At 66.1% G+C, this 16,909-nt stretch carries 16 protein-coding genes; 5 read left to right on the top strand and 11 right to left on the bottom strand.

Going from position 1 to position 16,909, the window contains the following annotated elements; genetic code table 11:
- Nucleotides 1–175: 175 nt before the first annotated feature.
- Together AB2N08_RS19185 and AB2N08_RS19190 are read left to right on the top strand one after the other, a co-directional pair.
- Nucleotides 176–1,957, top strand: coding sequence for a cation:proton antiporter domain-containing protein (locus tag AB2N08_RS19185; protein ID WP_367612501.1), 1,782 nt, complete (start codon nucleotides 176–178; stop codon nucleotides 1,955–1,957).
- Nucleotides 1,958–1,991: 34 nt separating this feature from the next.
- The gene (locus tag AB2N08_RS19190; RefSeq protein ID WP_367612502.1) at nucleotides 1,992–3,242 is read left to right on the top strand and encodes a CaiB/BaiF CoA transferase family protein; all 1,251 of its coding nucleotides are present in this window, start codon (nucleotides 1,992–1,994) and stop codon (nucleotides 3,240–3,242) included.
- A 46-nt stretch (nucleotides 3,243–3,288) separates the two neighbouring features.
- Here the strand turns inward: AB2N08_RS19190 and AB2N08_RS19195 are convergent, their stop codons facing one another.
- Together AB2N08_RS19195 and AB2N08_RS19200 are read right to left on the bottom strand one after the other, a co-directional pair.
- The gene (locus AB2N08_RS19195; protein WP_367612503.1) at nucleotides 3,289–3,687 is read right to left on the bottom strand and encodes an ASCH domain-containing protein; all 399 of its coding nucleotides are present in this window, start codon (nucleotides 3,685–3,687) and stop codon (nucleotides 3,289–3,291) included.
- Nucleotides 3,684–3,887, bottom strand: coding sequence for a hypothetical protein (locus tag AB2N08_RS19200; protein WP_367612504.1), 204 nt, complete (start codon nucleotides 3,885–3,887; stop codon nucleotides 3,684–3,686). Before AB2N08_RS19200 ends, AB2N08_RS19195 begins: the two co-directional genes overlap by 4 nt.
- A gap of 268 nt (nucleotides 3,888–4,155) precedes the next feature.
- Here AB2N08_RS19200 and AB2N08_RS19205 point away from each other — a divergent pair, with 268 nt between their 5' ends.
- Nucleotides 4,156–5,805 (top strand): DUF4394 domain-containing protein, encoded by a 1,650-nt coding sequence (locus AB2N08_RS19205; protein WP_367612505.1) that lies wholly within the window; start codon nucleotides 4,156–4,158, stop codon nucleotides 5,803–5,805.
- A 90-nt stretch (nucleotides 5,806–5,895) separates the two neighbouring features.
- Here AB2N08_RS19205 and AB2N08_RS19210 read toward each other — a convergent pair whose 3' ends face one another.
- The 4 genes from AB2N08_RS19210 to AB2N08_RS19225 are packed head-to-tail and all read right to left on the bottom strand — an operon-like array spanning nucleotide 5,896 to nucleotide 10,387.
- Nucleotides 5,896–6,591 carry an anti-sigma factor gene (locus tag AB2N08_RS19210; RefSeq protein WP_367612506.1) on the bottom strand — a complete coding sequence of 232 codons (696 nt, stop codon included), beginning with the start codon at nucleotides 6,589–6,591 and terminating at the stop codon, nucleotides 5,896–5,898.
- Nucleotides 6,588–7,145, bottom strand: coding sequence for a sigma-70 family RNA polymerase sigma factor (locus AB2N08_RS19215; protein ID WP_367612507.1), 558 nt, complete (start codon nucleotides 7,143–7,145; stop codon nucleotides 6,588–6,590). Before AB2N08_RS19215 ends, AB2N08_RS19210 begins: the two co-directional genes overlap by 4 nt.
- 28 nt (nucleotides 7,146–7,173) lie before the next feature.
- Nucleotides 7,174–8,910 (bottom strand): response regulator, encoded by a 1,737-nt coding sequence (locus AB2N08_RS19220; RefSeq protein ID WP_367612508.1) that lies wholly within the window; start codon nucleotides 8,908–8,910, stop codon nucleotides 7,174–7,176.
- Nucleotides 8,900–10,387 carry an ATPase domain-containing protein gene (locus AB2N08_RS19225; RefSeq protein WP_367612509.1) on the bottom strand — a complete coding sequence of 496 codons (1,488 nt, stop codon included), beginning with the start codon at nucleotides 10,385–10,387 and terminating at the stop codon, nucleotides 8,900–8,902. The genes AB2N08_RS19220 and AB2N08_RS19225 overlap by 11 nt, the downstream gene beginning before the upstream one ends.
- A 453-nt stretch (nucleotides 10,388–10,840) precedes the next feature.
- Here AB2N08_RS19225 and infA point away from each other — a divergent pair, with 453 nt between their 5' ends.
- Nucleotides 10,841–11,107, top strand: a complete 267-nt coding sequence (gene infA, locus AB2N08_RS19230; protein ID WP_183549881.1) for a translation initiation factor IF-1 — start codon at nucleotides 10,841–10,843, stop codon at nucleotides 11,105–11,107.
- Nucleotides 11,108–11,200: 93 nt separating this feature from the next.
- Here infA and AB2N08_RS19235 read toward each other — a convergent pair whose 3' ends face one another.
- From AB2N08_RS19235 to AB2N08_RS19255, 5 genes are read right to left on the bottom strand one after another with little or no spacing between them, the layout of a single operon-like run.
- Nucleotides 11,201–12,409, bottom strand: a complete 1,209-nt coding sequence (locus AB2N08_RS19235) for an MFS transporter (protein WP_367612510.1) — start codon at nucleotides 12,407–12,409, stop codon at nucleotides 11,201–11,203.
- A gap of 16 nt (nucleotides 12,410–12,425) precedes the next feature.
- The gene (locus tag AB2N08_RS19240; RefSeq protein WP_367612511.1) at nucleotides 12,426–13,304 is read right to left on the bottom strand and encodes a hypothetical protein; all 879 of its coding nucleotides are present in this window, start codon (nucleotides 13,302–13,304) and stop codon (nucleotides 12,426–12,428) included.
- Between the two features lie 14 nt (nucleotides 13,305–13,318).
- Entirely contained in the window at nucleotides 13,319–14,122 is an 804-nt protein-coding gene (locus AB2N08_RS19245) for a hypothetical protein (protein WP_367612512.1), read from the bottom strand.
- Nucleotides 14,112–14,621 (bottom strand): hypothetical protein, encoded by a 510-nt coding sequence (locus tag AB2N08_RS19250; protein WP_367612513.1) that lies wholly within the window; start codon nucleotides 14,619–14,621, stop codon nucleotides 14,112–14,114. The genes AB2N08_RS19245 and AB2N08_RS19250 overlap by 11 nt, the downstream gene beginning before the upstream one ends.
- A gap of 56 nt (nucleotides 14,622–14,677) precedes the next feature.
- Entirely contained in the window at nucleotides 14,678–14,971 is a 294-nt protein-coding gene (locus tag AB2N08_RS19255) for a DnaJ domain-containing protein (protein WP_367612514.1), read from the bottom strand.
- A 175-nt stretch (nucleotides 14,972–15,146) separates the two neighbouring features.
- On the opposite strand from AB2N08_RS19255, the gene AB2N08_RS19260 reads away from it, so the two are divergent.
- Complete coding sequence (locus AB2N08_RS19260) at nucleotides 15,147–16,901, top strand: glutamine--tRNA ligase/YqeY domain fusion protein (protein ID WP_367612515.1); 1,755 nt, start codon at nucleotides 15,147–15,149, stop codon at nucleotides 16,899–16,901.
- The last annotated feature ends 8 nt before the right edge of the window (nucleotides 16,902–16,909 follow it).

The following is a 16,909-nucleotide window of genomic DNA, read 5'->3' on the forward strand; positions in this document are numbered from 1 at the left end:
GTTGAAGCATGGGGCACGAAGTTCACCTTTGGCACGCGACCTCAGCACGTCGTCCCCGCGGAGGCGGTGACCCAAGTTCCTGCCCGACGTCGCCAGCTGCGAACAACCCCGACAATCACAGCGACCCACCACCCACAAGTTACAATCCCCCGGCCCCTCACCAACAGGCCACCCAGTGAACGACCACCACGCCTTCCCCTTCCTGCGCGAAATCCTGCTGTTCCTGATCCTGGCCGGCATCCTCATCCCCACCCTGCAGCGCCTGCGCATCAACCAGGTGCTCGGCTTTCTCGCGGTCGGCGCCCTGCTCGGCCCCTTCGGCCTGGGTTCGCTGGCGCCCGCCACGCCGTGGCTTTCCTTTCTCACCTTTCCCGCCGGCCCCGGCATCTCGATGCTTGCCGAAATCGGCGTGCTGTTCCTGATGTTCATGATCGGCCTGGAGCTCTCAGCCGCCCGCCTGTGGGCGATGCGGCGCTGGGTGTTCGGCGCCGGCAGCGCGCAGGTCGCGGCCAGCGCCAGCCTGATCGGCGCCGCGCTGTACATCTACGGCCTGGCGGGCCAGGCCGCCGTCATCCTCGGGCTCGTGCTCTCGCTCTCGTCCACCGCCGTCGTCATGCAACTGCTGAACGGGCAGCAAAGCACCGGCACGCCCCTCGGCCAGGCTGCGTTCGCGGTGCTGATGCTGCAGGACCTGGCCGTGGTGCCGATCCTGATCCTGATCGGCGCGCTGGCCAAGGGCGCGGGCGGTAGTGACGCCAGCGGCGACCACGTGGCAATGCTCGCCGCCATCACGCTGGCCAAGGCCGCCGGCGCCATCGCCATCATCTACCTGGTCGGCGGGCGCGTCGTGCATCCGCTGTTTCGCGCCTTCGCCCGCCAGCGCCAGCCCGACGTGTTCATGGCGCTCGTCCTGCTGGCGACTTTCGGCATCGCCGCGCTGTCAGCCGCCGCCGGCCTGTCGATGGCGCTGGGCGCACTGATCGCCGGCCTGTTGCTGGCCGAGACCGAATTCAAGCACGAAGTCGAGCTGATGGTCGAGCCGTTCAAGGGCCTGCTCATGGGCCTGTTCTTCATGACCGTCGGGATGACGATCGACACCCGCCAGATCCTCGATGCGCCGCTGTGGCTCGCCACCTTCGTGCTCGGGCTGGTGCTGGTCAAGGGCGTCGTGATCGCCCTGCTGTTTCGCATCGGCGGCCTGCCGTGGGGCCGCGCCGTCGAGGGCGGGCTGCTGCTGGGCCAGGGCGGCGAGTTCGCCTTCATCGTGATCGGCTACGCGGCCAGCAGCGGCGTGCTCGATCCGGCGCTCGGTGCGCGCGTGATGCTGGCCGTGGGCCTGTCGCTGTTCATCACGCCGTTGATGGCGCGCCTGGGCACGGCCATTGGCGAGCGTATGGAAACGCGCGCGGACCAACTGGCCGCGCAGCACGACCACGCGGCGCTGGAGGGCGCACGCGGGCAGGTCGTCATCGCCGGCTTCGGCCGCGTGGGCCAGCAGCTGGGCAAGCTGCTCACCGCGCAGAACATCGCCTTTGTGGCGTTCGAGACCGATGCGCGCCTGGTGGCGCAGCTGCGCGCCGAAGGCTGGCCGGTCTGGTTCGGCAATGCCGCCCGCCCCGAACTGCTGCGCCGTGTGCACGCCGGCGAGGCGCCCGCGATCGTGCTCACGATGGACCAGCCCCTTGCCGCGCTGCAGGCCGTGCACGGCATCCGGCGCGAGTTCCCGCACGTGGCCTTGTTTGCCCGCTCGCGCGACGAGAAGCACGCGCGCGACCTGCGCCAGGCCGGCGCCTCGGTCGTGGTGCCCGAGACGCTGGAAGCGAGCCTGCAACTATCCAGCTTCGTGCTCGAGGCGATGGGGCTGGAGGCCCGCACGGTCGACGCCATCGTCGAGCGCGAACGGGCGCTGTTCGCGGCTGGGTTGCTGGCGCCAAAGCCCACGCCCGGCCCGCTATAATCGGCGCTTCCCGACCGCTCATCCCGATGCCTCCATGACGCCATCCAACGCCCCCGCTTCCCTGCCCAAGGCCCTCGGCCACATCCGCGTGCTCGACCTGTCGCGCGTGCTGGCCGGGCCATGGTGTTCGCAGAACCTGGCCGACCTGGGCGCCGACGTGATCAAGATCGAGCGCCCCGGCAGCGGCGACGATACGCGCGCCTGGGGCCCGCCGTATGCGAAGGACGCCGCCGGCCGCGACACGCCGGAAGCGGCCTATTACCTGGCGGCCAATCGCGGCAAGCGCTCGGTGACGGTCGATATCGCCAGCAGCGAAGGCCAGGCGCTGCTGCGCGAGCTGGTGCTGTCGTGCGACGTGGTGCTCGAGAACTTCAAGGTGGGCCACCTGGCGCGCTATGGCCTCGACTACGCGAGCCTGAAAGTGCTGAAACCCGACCTGGTCTACTGCTCGATCACGGGCTTTGGCCAGGACGGGCCGTACGCGCACCGCGCCGGCTACGACTTCCTGATCCAGGGCATGGGCGGCCTGATGTCGGTGACCGGCGAGCGCGACGACCTGCCCGGCGGCGGGCCGCAAAAAGCCGGCGTGGCGCTGACCGACCTGATGACCGGGATGTATGCGACGGTGGCCGTGCTGGCCGCGCTCACGCACCGCGACCGCAGCGGCGAAGGCCAGCACATCGACATGGCGCTGCTCGACACGCAGGTGGCGATGCTGGCCAATGTCGGCAGCAATTACCTCAACAGCGGCAAGGCGCCGCAGCGCTGGGGCAATGCGCACGCCAATATCGTGCCGTACCAGACCTTCGCCTGCCTCGATGGCCACATCATCGTCGCCACCGGCAACGACGGCCAGTACCGGAAGTTCGTCGAGGCCGGTGGCCGGCCCGAGCTGGCGGTCGACGCGCGCTTTGCCACCAACCCGCTGCGGGTGCAGAACCGCGACGTGCTGGTGCCGCTGCTGGCCGCGATGGTCGCCACGAAGTCGCGCGCCGACTGGATCGCGCTGCTGGAAGAACACGGCGTGCCGTGCGGGCCGATCAACGACGTGGGCGAAGTCTTCGCCAATGAGCAGGTGCGCGCGCGCGCGATGGCGATCGCGCTGACGCATCCGAGCGCCGGCCAGGTCACGCTGGTGCGCAATCCAATCCGGATGTCGGCCACGCCGGCCACGAGCGACATCGCCCCGCCGACGCTGGGCCAGCACACGCTGGACGTCTTGCGCGATGTGCTGGGCAAAAGTGACGAAGAGATCGCGGCGCTGCAGGGCCGTGGGGTAGTGTAGATCCTGGCGCACCCGAAGCACGATCCAGGCACGACCCCGGCACGGGCTACCCAGCGACGATCTCGACCAGCTCGAAGTGCAGCGTGACGAATTCAAAGTCATCATGCAGGTCCAGGTGCGGCAGGCAGTCGATATGCACCTGCCTGAATTCCTCGGCGCTGGCAAAGGTTTCGCCGCGCCATACCTCTTCGGGAATCTCGCCGAACCGGATCACCATCACCTTCGTCGCCCGGATGATGCAGCGCAGCCGCTGCTTCAGGTCATACACCTCGATGACGTCGCCCGGCGCATAACTGCCGTCGCCATAGTCGCCATACGGCTTGTAATAGTCTTCGACCGTATCGGCGGTGACGGTCTTGTGGCCCGCCATCACGCTGCGCGGCAGGCTGTCGTCATCGTCGTGCGCGCCCCAGAACGTCAGGCGCTTGCGCCGGCCCATGCTCATCGCACCCGTGTCCACGCGCGCACCGATGCAAAGGCCAGCAGCAGTAGCGAACAGATCAGCATGCTGAAGATGCCGCTGGCGATATAGAACGCCGGGCTGAACTCCGCCTTCGACAGGACCGACCAGGTCTTGATCCCCGAGCTTGAAAACGCCACGGCAAACGTGACGACAGAGACGACCTCACCCAACGAGACACGCATGAAAGAACCATTGATCAGAGGTTAGTGGTGCAAAACAATCGCAGCAGAATTTCATAACAGTAACATGCGACATTGTTATCAAAATGCGTGCATTCTCACGCCTATGCGAAATGCATGAGCACGGCGGGCTGTTTGACAAAATAATTTTTAAACTGCTGCATCCAATCCTGCATCTGGCGCGTAGTACCGGTGTCGATATCGCAAGCCTGCCGGTTGCGATGCGCCCCGATTCATCAATGACGACTAATTCTACTAATAAGGACACACCATGAACAAACCACAATTCGCCAAGCTCGTCCTCGCTTCTTCGATCGCACTTGCCCTGACCGCCTGCGGCAGCGATGACGACGATTACGTCGATGTGACGCCGCCGACCACCCCGCCGCCGGCATCCGCGACTGTTGGCGATGTGGTTGCCCTGACCGTCAGCAACCGTCTGGTCTCGTTCGACCGCGCCACCCCGGCCACCATCCGCACCAATGTGCTGGTTACCGGCCTGCAAAGCGGCGAAAACCTGGTCGGCATCGACGTGCGCCCGGCCGACGGCATGCTCTACGGCGTCGGCTCGACCGGCCGCATCTATACGCTGGACGCCGCCACCGGCGCCGCCACCAACAAGTCACGCCTGGCCGCGGACGCCACAGACACGACCGACGCGTTCACCGCGCTGGCTGGCGCCAACTTCGGCGTCGACTTCAACCCGATGGCCGACCGCCTGCGTATCGTCAGCAACACGGGCCAGAGCCTGCGCATCAACGTCGACACCGGCGCGACGACCACCGACGGCAGCATCAACGGCGGCGCGGCCAATACTGCGATCAGCGCCTCGGCCTACACCAATTCGTTCGCCGGCACCGGCTCGACCACGCTGTATGGCATCGATGCCGTCAACAACACGCTGTATTCGCAGATCCCGCCAAACAACGGCACGCTGGCCAGCCCGGTCCCGCTGGGCATCGTCACCGGCCCTGTGAATGGTTTCGATATCGATGCGCGCACGAACATGGGCTATATGGTTGCCACCGTCGGCGGCGCCCGCAATCTGTACGGCGTGAACCTGGCCGCCACCACCGCCCCGACCACGCTGGTGGGCGCGCTGGGCGTGACCGAAGACATCCGCGGCATCGCACTGCGCGCGGCGCAGGCGCCGGTCGTGCTGGGCCTGACCGACAATAACCGCCTGGTCGGCTTCAAGGTGACCACGCCGAACACGCTCGACACCAATGTCGCCATCAGCGGCCTGGCTGCCGGCGAAGTGGTGCTCGGCATCGACGTGCGGCCGCGCGACAATATGCTGTATGGCCTGACCTCGACTGCCCGTCTGATCACGATCGATCCAGCCACGGGCGTGGCCACCGTGAAGGCGACGCTGGCGGCCGACGCCACCGACACCACGCTGCCATACACCGCGATTGCCGGCACCGCGTTTGCCGTCGACTTCAACCCGGTGGCCGACCGCCTGCGCGTGATCAGCAACAGCGGCCAGAGCCTGCGCATCAACGTCGACACCGGCGCGACGACCACCGATGGCGCCATCAACCGCGCCGGCGTGGCGCCAGTCGTGGCAGCTGCCGCCTACACCAACAGCATCCCGAACGCGACCGCGACCCAGCTGTTCGACGTGGACAGCGCCAGCTCGGTGCTCGCGCTGCAGAACCCGCCGAATGACGGCACGCTGGTCAATGTCGGCCCGCTGGGCGTGACGATCGCCGGCGACGGCGGCATGGACATCGCCGGCGGCGCCAACGGGCTGGTGCTGGCGGCCCTGCGCACGACCGACGGCGGCCCGACGTCGCTGTACCGCGTCGACATCACCACCGGCGCCGGCACGCCGATCGGCGGCGCCGCCACCCCGGCCACCTCGGTGATCGGCAGCGGCACGCCGGGCGTGAAGGACATCGCGATCTGGCTGCGTTGATCTGGCTGCATTGATCACGTTGTAGATTGAAAAAGGGCGTTCCCGCTTGCGTGGGAACGCCCTTTTTTTGTTGTACCGTTTTTGCTTTGTTCAGATCACAACGGCGCGGCCGATGAACAAAATCGGGCCGGTCGGCTTGCCGATCGGCGAGCCGGCTTCCGGTTCGAGCGTGATCTCGAACAGCTGGTTCGGCACGACCTTCGGCAGCTTGTCGAGCCTGACCTCGACGCTCTCGCCCGGCTTGACGAGGCCCAGCGACACCGGCCCGCTCCAGTCGTCGGCCTTGGTCCACAATTGCAGCGCGCGCTGGGCCGGCACGGCGGTGGCCACGAGCGGTTCGAGGCGCAGCGTGGACTCTCCCGTCATCTTGAGCACCCAGCCCGGCGCCGCGTTCTGCGGCGCGGCCAGCACGACCATATAGCGCGGCTGCTCGACCTCGACCACGCGGATCCCCACCACCACCGCCATCACGGCAGCGGCGGCAAAACCACCTGCGGCCAGGCCGCGCCACAGGCCCAGGCGTTCCCACCAGCTGCTGCGCGCGGCAGGTGCCGGCGTGGCCACCGGCCCCACGCTGCGCTCGATGCGCGCCCACAGCGACGCCGGCGGCGTGCTCGGTTCTACCAGCGTGGTCAAGGGCAGCAGGCGTTCTTCCCAGAAGGCGACGCGGGCGCGCAGCGTCGCATCATTGGCCAGCGCCGCATCGACCGCGAGCCGCTCGGCGCGCGGCAGCGTGCCAAGCACGTATTGGCCGGCCAGGTCGTCATCATCGTGTGTCGCGTTCATACCATGCACTCCCGCAGCGCGCTCATGCCGCGCTTGATCCAGGCCTTGACCGTGCCCAGCGGCGACTTGAGCCGCTCGGCGATTTCACTGTGCGAGAAGCCATCCACATAGGCGTGCAGGATGCTGTTGCGCTTGGCCGGGTCGAGCCGCGTGAGGCACTCGTGCAGGCGGCCCATGTCCTGGCGCAGCTCGAAGGCATCCGCCATGTTCGGGTCGAACGCATCGGCATCGAGCGCGTCGAGCGTGTCTTCGTCGACGCCGACTTCGTGGGCGCCGTCGCGCACGGCGTCGAGCGCAGCGTGCCGCACGATCGTGTACATCCAGCCGCGCCCGGAGCCGCGCGTGGCGTCGAAACTGCCGGCGCGGGTCCAGATGCTGACGAAGGCATCGTGCACGACGTCTTCGGCGCTCTGGCGGTCGCGCACGATGCGCAGCGCCACGCCCAGCAGGCGCGGGCTTTCTTGGTCATACAGCCGGCGCAGGGCGTGCCGGTCGCCGCGGGCGCAGGCGCCGATGGCGGCTTCGTAGTCGAATGGGGCAAGTGCGGTCGTCACGATCGTCCGTTGGCTAGTGGCAGTGCAGTCATATTAGCGCAGCGCTGTCGCGCTGGCGCTGGCGGTCCAGGGCCTGGCCGACGCTCACCGCCAGCTCGGCCAGCTGGAACGGTTTGCGCAGCACGATATCGTCGCCGATGACCTGTTCGATCACCTTCATGTCGGCGTAGCCGGTAGCGATGATCATCGGCAGGCCGGGGAACATCGCGCGCGTGCGCACCATCAGGTCGGCGCCGGTCATGCCGGGCATCAGGTAGTCGGTGATCAACAGGTCGGGCCGCGCCTTCTGCAGCGCCGCCAGGCCGGCTTCGCCGTCAGCGGCCTGCGTGACCTGGTGGCCCAGCGCTTCGAGCGACGAGACCATCGAGGCGCGCACGAAGTCGTCGTCCTCGACGATCAGGATGCGCGCCGGCTGGCTGGCCACCGGCATCTGCGCCAGCGGGGCCGGCTCGGCGTCGAGCGTGCCGGTTGCGGCGCGCAGCCAGATTTCCACCGTGGTGCCCACGCCCTGCTCGCTGAGGATACGCGCAGCGCCCCCGGATTGCTGCGCCATCCCGTACACCTGGCTCAAGCCCAGGCCCGTGCCCTTGACGCCCTTGGTCGTGAAGAATGGCTCGAACACCTTGGCCACCAGTTCCGGCGCCATGCCTTCGCCGCTGTCGGTCACCGCGATGCGCACGTAGTCGCCCTCGGCCAGCAAGCCCGCCGGCGGCGCCGACAGGGCTGCTTCGAACACCAGTTCGCCGCCGACCGGCATCGCGTCGCGCGCATTGATGGCCAGGTTCAAGAGGGCCATCTCCATCTGGTTGGCGTCGGCCAGTACCGCCGCGCAGCCGTCGTCGACCGCGAAGCGCAGCCGGATCGCCGAGCCGAGCGAGCTGACCACCAGTTCGCGCACGCCGTCGAACAGCAGGCCGATATCGGTTTCGCGCAGGTCGAGGCTCTGGTTGCGCGCAAACGCGAGCAGCTGGCTCGTGAGCTTGCCGCCGCGCTGGCAGGCGCGCCGCGCGATTTCGGCGCGGCCCTTGGCCACATCGTCCTTCGACATCAACAGGATCAGGTCCATGCTGCCCTGGACCACGTTGAGCAGGTTGTTGAAGTCGTGCGCGATGCCCCCGGTGAGGCGCCCCACCGCTTCCATCTTCTGGTACTGCGCCATGGCCTGCTGCACGCGTTCGCGCTCGATGATCTCGTTCATCAGGCGGTCGTTGGCCTGGGCCAGCGCGCGGGTGCGTTCGTCGATGCGCGATTCGAGCGTTTCATTCAGGGTGACCAATTCTTGCCGGCTGTCGTGCAGGCTTTGGGCCGTCTGTTCGCGGTCGGCCAGCACGTCGCGCGCCTGGTATTGGCGGCGCCGAGCGCGCAGGGCCGAGATGCTGGCGCTGCGCAGCGTCTGCGCATTGAGCGGCCGTTCGAGCAGGATCACGTTGCCGTAGTCGCCCAGGCGCTCGCGCGCCGCGCCCTGCTGCAGCCCGACCGTCTTGGCCAGCAGCACGATGAACGGAAAGTCCGACCAGGGCGGCTGCGCGTCGAGCCAGGCGTGCAGCGCCTTGGGATCGATGTCCTGCAGCGCCTCCTCGGCCAGGATGGCGGCGCCGGCGCCGTCCTCGATCGCTGCGGCGATGCGGGCGAAGTCGAAGAAGGCTTCGCACCGCAGGCCATCGCGCTGCAGCACCGATGCCATGACTTCGGCATCGCGCCCGCGCGGCGCGAAGATCAGGATGCGTTCTTCATGCGCGCTGCGCCTGGCGCTATTACCCGGCATGCGCGGCAGGCGGCAGCATGGGCGTGCTGCCCCGGTAGTTGGGAATGCCGGTGAGAACGCCCTCGAAGCCGTCCAGCGGCGCGCCGATGCGCACCCCGCCCTGGCCCAGTTGCAGCTCATGGATCGTCTGCGCGTGCTGCGCGGTGCGGCTCTTGATCACGCTGATGGCGCGCCGCACATTGCCGCTCGCCTCAAAGAAGCGCATCAAGACCGTGCTGTCGCTCAGGTAGCTCAGGTCGACGTCGGTGCGGCCTTCGGCCATCAGGCCGTGCTGGCCCAGGATCATCATCGTGGTCACGCCCTGCTGGTTCAGGTAAGAGAGCAGCTCGTGCATCTGCAGCGTCAGGAAGTGCTCGCCCGGCATCGCCTGCAGGTAGGCGTTCAGGCTGTCGATCACCATGAAGCGGGTGCCGTGCTGTTCGACGGCGTCGCGCAGCATCTGGGCGAATTCGCCGGGCGACAGTTCGGCCGGATCGAAGTGGCACATGGTGAGCTGGCCGCTGGCCAGGTAAGGCCGCAGGTCCAGGCCCAGCTGCGTGCTGCGGGCAAAGAAGGTGCCCAGGCCTTCATCGAACAGGTAATAGGCGGCCTTTTCGCCGCGCTCGAGCGCCGCCAGCAGGCAGCGCGTCGACAGCGTGGTCTTGCCGATGCCGGACGGGCCGACGATCAATGTATTGGTACCGCGAATCAGGCCGCCGCCAAGCAGCGTATCGAACTCGTCGGAACCGCTCGAGCCCACCTGCGGCACGAAGTCGCGCACGTGCTCGGCCGCAACCAGGCGCGGGTACATGACGATGCCGCCCGTATCGAGCGCGTAGTCGTGGTAGCCGCCGCGAAAGCGGATGCCGCGCATTTTGAGAATGTTCACGCGGCGCCGTTCCTTGCCGTACTCGCGCGCGATCTGCTCGAGACTGATGACGCCGTGGGCGATGCTGTGCAGGTGCTGGTCGGACTGGCTGGTTTTGTCGTCCAGCAGCAACACCGTGCAGGCGCGTGCCGAAAAGAATTGTTTCAGCGCGAGGATCTGGCGCCGGTAGCGCAGCGAGTTCTGCGCCAGCAGGCGCACCTCGGACAGGCTGTCGAACACCACCCGCACGGGGCGCAGCTCGTCGACCCGGTCCATGACCTTGCGCGTCGTTTCGCCCAGTTCGATCTCGGACGGATGGAACACCGATTGCTGCGCATCCGGGTCGAGATCGTCGTCGCCAGCCAGTTCGAAGATCGCCAGCTTGCCCAGGTCCCAGCCATGGCTTTGACCTACCGCAATCAGTTCGTCGGTAGTTTCGGACAAGGTGATGTATAAACCGCTTTCACCGCGCGCCAGGCCGTCGAGCAAGAACTGCAGCCCCAGCGTGGTCTTGCCGGCGCCGGGCGAGCCCTCCACCAGATACACCCGTTGCGGCGTCAAGCCGCCGCCAAGAATATTGTCGAGGCCAGGAATGCCAGTGGAAATACGGTCTGCAGCGTGGTCGGTCATGAACGAAGCCCAAGGAGTCGGCCGTTACACACGTGGGCACACGTGGCATGCAGAAGACCCGGTGAAAAGCGTTGCGTTTTGCAACGGAAGTTGGGCAGATTATATCGCCATTGAGTCCGTGCATGAGCCGCAGCCCGGCAACCGTGCTACACTATCGCTTGTATGGCATCGCTCACTCCTCCACGATCACAAAGTTTCAGGAATGACAACACGAGATTGCCACTGGAAATTTCAACTACCGTCCCCATATCGTGTTCCTGTGGACAAATGATGCGCGCTCAGCGCGCTGCCACGGCACGAGATGGCACACGGGCCGCAATACCCAGCGAAGTCAACAACATTATTCCCACCCTGACACTGCCTGCTTCTTGCGGGCCGCATCACCCGCCAGCCCGGGCGCCGCGCGCCAGGCTGGTCTGATACCCCTATATTAAAATTTACAGGAGCTCCATCATGGCAAAAGAAGAACTCATCGAAATGAATGGCGTCGTGGCTGAAGTGCTGCCGGACTCGCGTTATCGCATCGACTGCGAAAACGGCCACAAGCTGATCGCCTACACCTCGGGCAAGATGCGCAAGAACCACATCCGCATCATCGCCGGCGACCAGGTCAGCCTCGAACTGTCGCCGTACGACCTGAGCAAGGGCCGGATCACTTTCCGTCACCTTGGTAAAACCGGCGGCGCACCGCGCCCGCAAAACCGCGCAGCGCGCCGCTGATCGCACAACGCCACGCTTCGCAGCGTGGCGTTTTACTTTGTGGGGCCGGTTTTCAGCCGCTGCACCGCTACCGCATGCACCGGGGTTGAACCGTTAGTATTTAATTGGCAACGGCACCAAGTGTCGCAAACGCAACGCAATCGCCAGTCCCACGCCCAATATCCCCGCCAGCAAGACCACGACACCGGTCCAGTCCCAGTGCTCGTAGACATACCCGCCCGACCACCCCACCACGCTCGACCCCAGGTAATAGCAGAACAGGTAGAGGCCCGAGGCCAGCGCCTGCGGCGCCTGCGCACGCCGCCCCACCCAGCTGCTGGCCACCGAGTGCGAGGCGAAAAAGCCGAAGGTCGCCAGGCCCACGCCCAGCACGATCGCCACCAGTGAATCGACCAGCGTGACCAACAAGCCGGCGATCATCAGCGCCATTACCAGCCACAACACATTGCGCCGCCCGAGCCGGTCAGCCAGCTTGCCGGCCCACATCGAGCTGACGATTCCCAGCAGGTACAGCAGCGAGAGCAGCCCGACCGCGCTCGGGCGCAGCTTGAACGGCGCACCCAGCAGCCGGTAGCCGATGTAGTTGTACAGCGTGATAAAGGCGCCCATCAGCAGGAACGACAGCGCGAACAGCCACGGCAGCCCCGGATCGCGCAAGTGAATGCGCAAGCCATCGATGAATCCGGGGCCACGCGCCGGGAGCGTGCTGCCGTGGCGCGACGCGGGCAAGCTGCGCGAAAATTCCCACGCCGCATACAGCCCGGCGGCGCCCAGCACACCGAGCGCAATGCGCCACGACGCGAAATCGCTGATGAAGGCCGACAGCACGCGCCCGGTCATGCCGCCGAAGGCGCTGCCGCTGATATACATGCCCATTGACAGGCCAAGGGAGGTGGGTTCGATCTCGTCGCCCAGGTAGGCCATCGCCACGGCCGGCAAGCCGCCCAGCATCAGGCCCATCAGCGCGCGCAGCGCCACCAGGTGACTGTAGTCGGCCGCGAACGCGCAGGCCAGCGTGAAGACCGCGCCACTGACCATCGAGGCGACCATGACCTTCTTGCGCCCGAACCGTTCGGCGACATTGCTCGAGCCGAGCAAGGCCAGCGCCAGCGTGGCCGTCGACACCGACAGCACCAGGCTGCTCTGCGCCGGGGACAGGTGAAAATCGTCGCCCAGCAGCGGCATCAGCGGCTGCACGCAATACAGCAGTGCGAAGGTGGAAAAGCCGCCAAACGCCATGGCCCGGTTGATGCGCCGGAACGCAACACTGCCGGTGGCAATGCGTGCGCCCGATACCGTCATGACCGAACCACCACCATCACGGATACTCGGGATCGAGCTCCGATCCGGCGTAGTTTTCCATCTCGGCCATCAACTGGGCGATGGTGGCCTTGGTATGGATCAGCTGCAGCACCGTGCAGCTGGCGCGGTAGGTGGCGATGCGCGCGGCGATTACCGGCTGGTGCGCCGGCGGCACGCGCGCCATCAGCTCGGCCCAGCCGGCTTCGAAGTCGGGATTGTGCTTGCGCACGGCTTTCACGAAGCGTTCGAATTCGCGCTGGCCCGTGCGCGCCGTGATGCGCGCGCCGCCCTCGGCCGCGAAGATGATCGCCATCGCGATCACGCCCTCGGCGTTCAGGTCAGGGTCGACCACCGCCCCTTCGTAGTGATTCTTGCGCAGCCACTCGGCCGCCTTGACCACCGCTTGAACCTCTTGGCGCTGCTGGACCTGGCCCAGGTAGCGCTCGTAGCCCGACCATGATTCGCCCGGATCGGCCGTGCAGATGTCGACGAACAGGTCTTTCAGGCGTCGCTGCGAATACACCGGATCGAGGTCATATTCGCTCACCAGGCTGTCCTCGGGCAGCGCGGCCAGCTCGCGGATCAGGCGGAAACCCGCCTGGAACGCGTGCTCGGCGCCCTCCCCGATCAGGATGTCGAGCGCATCGAGGTCGCCTTCTTCTTCGGTCTGGATCAGGTGCTCCAGGCCCAGCGAGATGCCGCCGATGGTGAGCAGCAGCGCGCGGCCGATGCCTTCGGCGGTGCGGTCGTTGGTGAACTTTTCGGCCACCATGGCGGTGATGCCGGACAGTTCATCGGCCAGGATCGCCGCTTCGTCGGGCGTAGCGTCGACCGGCAGCAGCCGGATCGCGCGCACCAGCCGGGGCGGCTTTTCGATGACGATGGCAGGCAACATGCTGGGGCCTGCCGTCACGAGAAGATGTCCGTGCCCAGGCTGCGGCGCGGGCTGCGGCGCGGCATGCTGCGCACCGACGGCACTTGCTTGCGCAGGCGCAGCAGCAGGTCGCGGGTCGAGCGCTGCATGAATTCGGACTCTTCGTCCGGATCGTCCGGCAGCTCGATCTCGGCCATCTCGGCGCTATGCCGAAACTCGGGGAACAGCTCGAGCAGCGAACGCTCCCAGCCATCTTCGCTGGCCTTGGCCAGGTCGACCGCCAGCGGCACGATATCGCTGTCGGCGCTCGTCTGGCCACTGACATAGCGGCCCTTGGACAGGATCTCGCCCGCCACTTCGAGGATTTCGCGCGGGGCCAGCGACCACATGATCGCGAAGATCGTCGCGCCATGGTCGGTGGCCGACGCGGCTTCGAGCAGCTCGTTGCGGCGCTCTTCGTCGTCCTGCGCATACACCACACCATGGACGTGGTTGAACAGGTTCTCGGCGATGCGCTCGGGATCGTCCTCGATCAGGTTGTCGGGCCAGGTGGCGGCGATATAGGCCAGGCTGTCGGCCCAGGCCTTCGGCGGCACCAGCATCGTCGCCAGCGACGTCTTGCCGCCATCGAAACCGGCCAGGTGCAGCGCGGTCACTTGCGGCGGCAGGTCGCTCAGCACCTGCGCCACGGCGTAGTCGCCATGCTCGTCGGCCGCTTTCGAGAACACCTCTTCGGCGTGGTCGAGCGAGCCGGCCAGCACCAGCTCGCCCACCTGCTGCGTCAAGGCCGGCAAGTGTTCGCTTTTGTGGCGATCGTTGCTGCCTGTTTCATCGCTCATCGCGGTCTCCTTCGTCGAACAGGCCACTGAAGTCTTCGGTTGCTTCGCCATCTTCGTCGACGTCGTCGCCATCGTCGTTGCGGCCCAGCTGCTCGAGCGACTGGTCTTCATCGTCCCAGCGATTCTGGTTCTTGAACAGGAACGCAGTGATGATCGCCTGGCGCGCCAGTTCAGGGAAGTTGGCGGTCATGGCTTCGTACATTTTCGCGCCATCGTCGCCCGTGCACTCGGCCATCGCGAACACCTTGGCCGGGTCGCCGTCGGCGTAGTCGAGCGCTTCGCGCATCAGGCCCTTGGCATCCAAAAAGCGGATCTTGTCGACCAGCGCAAAGGCCATCATGTTGACGTCGTCGATGCCGCCGCCATCGGCGTACTCGGCCACCAGGGCATTGACCATCATGTCGTAGTTCTTGCGGTTGGGCGGATCGCCCAGGGTGCCCTCGATCTGGCCTTCCAGTTCACGCGACTGGAAAGAGAATTCGGGGTGTACGTTTTTCATAGTGGGTCCTGTAGATGGTTTGGCGGGGCCGCCTGCGCGGCCCTGGCGTGACTGGGTCAGTGCGCGGGCAGGTTGACGCCGTTCAGGGCGAACAGCGAGCGCCACAGCTCGAAAGCCTCGGCTTCGGCGTCGAGCACGATGCGGTGGTTCACGCTCTGGTTGTATTCTTCGCGCTTCGTGCGGTCCGAGAGGATCTCATAGGCCTTGCTCACGGCCTTGAAACGCGCCTCGGCGCCCGGCGCCTGGTTGCGGTCCGGGTGATAGCGCATGGCCAGCGAGCGGTAGACCTTCTTGATCTCGTCGTCGGTGGCGTTCGGGGCCACGCCGAGGATCGCGTATAAATTTTCCAACAGAAACTCTCCCGGCATCGGCCGTCAAGCAAATAAAGTGAGATTATCCTATAGAAAAGGTTTGGCGGGGCGCGAGCGCCCGCTTCCCTATATAGGGGCGCCAGCAACGGCGGCACGCTACACGCCCGCCGTCTACGGTAAAATGCCCAACAACTTACCCTCCCAGAACTATCTCATGAGCAACGACAAGAATTCCCCGACGCCGGGCAACGCACCGTCGTCGAACTTTGTGCGTGCCATCGTCGAATCCGACCTGGCCGCCGGCACGCATACCCGCGACGGCCTGCCGCCGGTGATCACGCGCTTCCCGCCCGAGCCCAACGGCTACCTGCACATCGGCCATGCCAAATCGATCTGCCTGAACTTCGGCCTGGCGCGCGACTATGCGGGCCTGTGCCACCTGCGCTTCGACGACACCAATCCCGAGAAGGAAGACCAGGAATACGTCGACACGATCATCGACAGCGTCAAGTGGCTCGGCTTCTCGTGGCAGCAGGACGGCCAGGAACACCTGTACTACGCCAGCGACTACTTCGACCAGTTGTACGCAATGGCCGAGTACCTGATCCAGAATGGCAAGGCCTACGTCGACAGCCAGAGCGCCGAAGAAATGGCGAAGAACCGCGGCAATTTCGGCACGCTGGGCACCAACTCGCGCTTCCGCGACCGCCCGGCCGAAGAGTCGCTGCAACTGTTCCGCGACATGAAGGCCGGCAAATACAAGGACGGCGAACACATCCTGCGCGCCAAGATGAGCGAAGACGCGATGTCGTCGCCGATCATGACGAACCGCGATCCGGCCCTGTACCGCATCCGCCATGCGCACCACCACCGCACGGGCGACGCCTGGTGCATCTACCCGATGTACGACTACACGCACCCGATTTCGGACGCGATCGAGAACATCACGCACTCGCTGTGCACCCTCGAATTCCAGGATCACCGCCCGTTCTACGACTGGCTGGTCGAGACGCTGGCCGAAGGCGGCTTCTTCAGGCAGCCAGTGCCGCGCCAGTATGAATTCGCGCGCCTGAACCTGACCTATGTCGTCACCTCCAAGCGCAAGCTGCGCGCGCTGGTCGACGACGGCACCGTCACCGGCTGGGACGATCCCCGCATGCCGACCATCGTCGGCCTGCGCCGGCGCGGCTACACGCCCGAGTCGCTGCAGCTGTTCTGCGAGCGCATCGGCGTGTCGAAAGCCGACGGCTGGATCGACATGAGCACGCTCGAAGGCGCGCTGCGCGACGACCTCGACCCGAAAGCGCCGCGCGCCATTGCCGTGCTGCGGCCGTTGAAACTGATCGTCGACAACTTCCCCGAGGGCGAGTCGCACGAATGCAGCTCGCCGGTGCACCCGCACCACCCGGAGATGGGCAAGCGCACCTTCCCGTTCACGCGCGAACTGTGGATCGAGCAGGAAGACTTCATGGAAACGCCGGTGAAGGGTTATTTCCGCTTCACGCCCCCGCAGGGCGACCTGCCGGGCAGCCGCGTGCGCCTGAAGTATGGCTACGTGGTCGAGTGCACGGGCTTCGACAAGGATGCCGACGGCACCGTCACCGCCGTGCATGTGAAATATTTCGAGGATTCGAAGTCGGGCACGCCGGGCGCGGACAACTACAAGGTCAAGGGCAATATCACGTGGGTGAGCGCGGCCAGCGCGCTGGAAGCCGAAGTGCGCCTGTACGACCGCCTGTTCCTCGATGCGCAGCCGGATGCCGGCGGCAAGGACTTCAAGTCGGTGCTCAATCCGAACGCGCTCGAGACGATCACCGCGTACCTGGAGCCGGGCCTGAAGGATGCCGTGGGCGACCAGCGCTTCCAGTTCGAGCGTCACGGCTACTTCGTGGCCGATCGCGTCGACTCGACACCGGGCAAGCCCGTGTTCAATCGCGTGACGACGCTCAAGGATAGCTGGGGCAAGTAAGCACGCCA

Origin of the sequence: Massilia aurea (assembly GCF_040790145.1) — a bacterium.
Taxonomy (GTDB): domain Bacteria; phylum Pseudomonadota; class Gammaproteobacteria; order Burkholderiales; family Burkholderiaceae_D; genus Telluria; species Telluria aurea_C.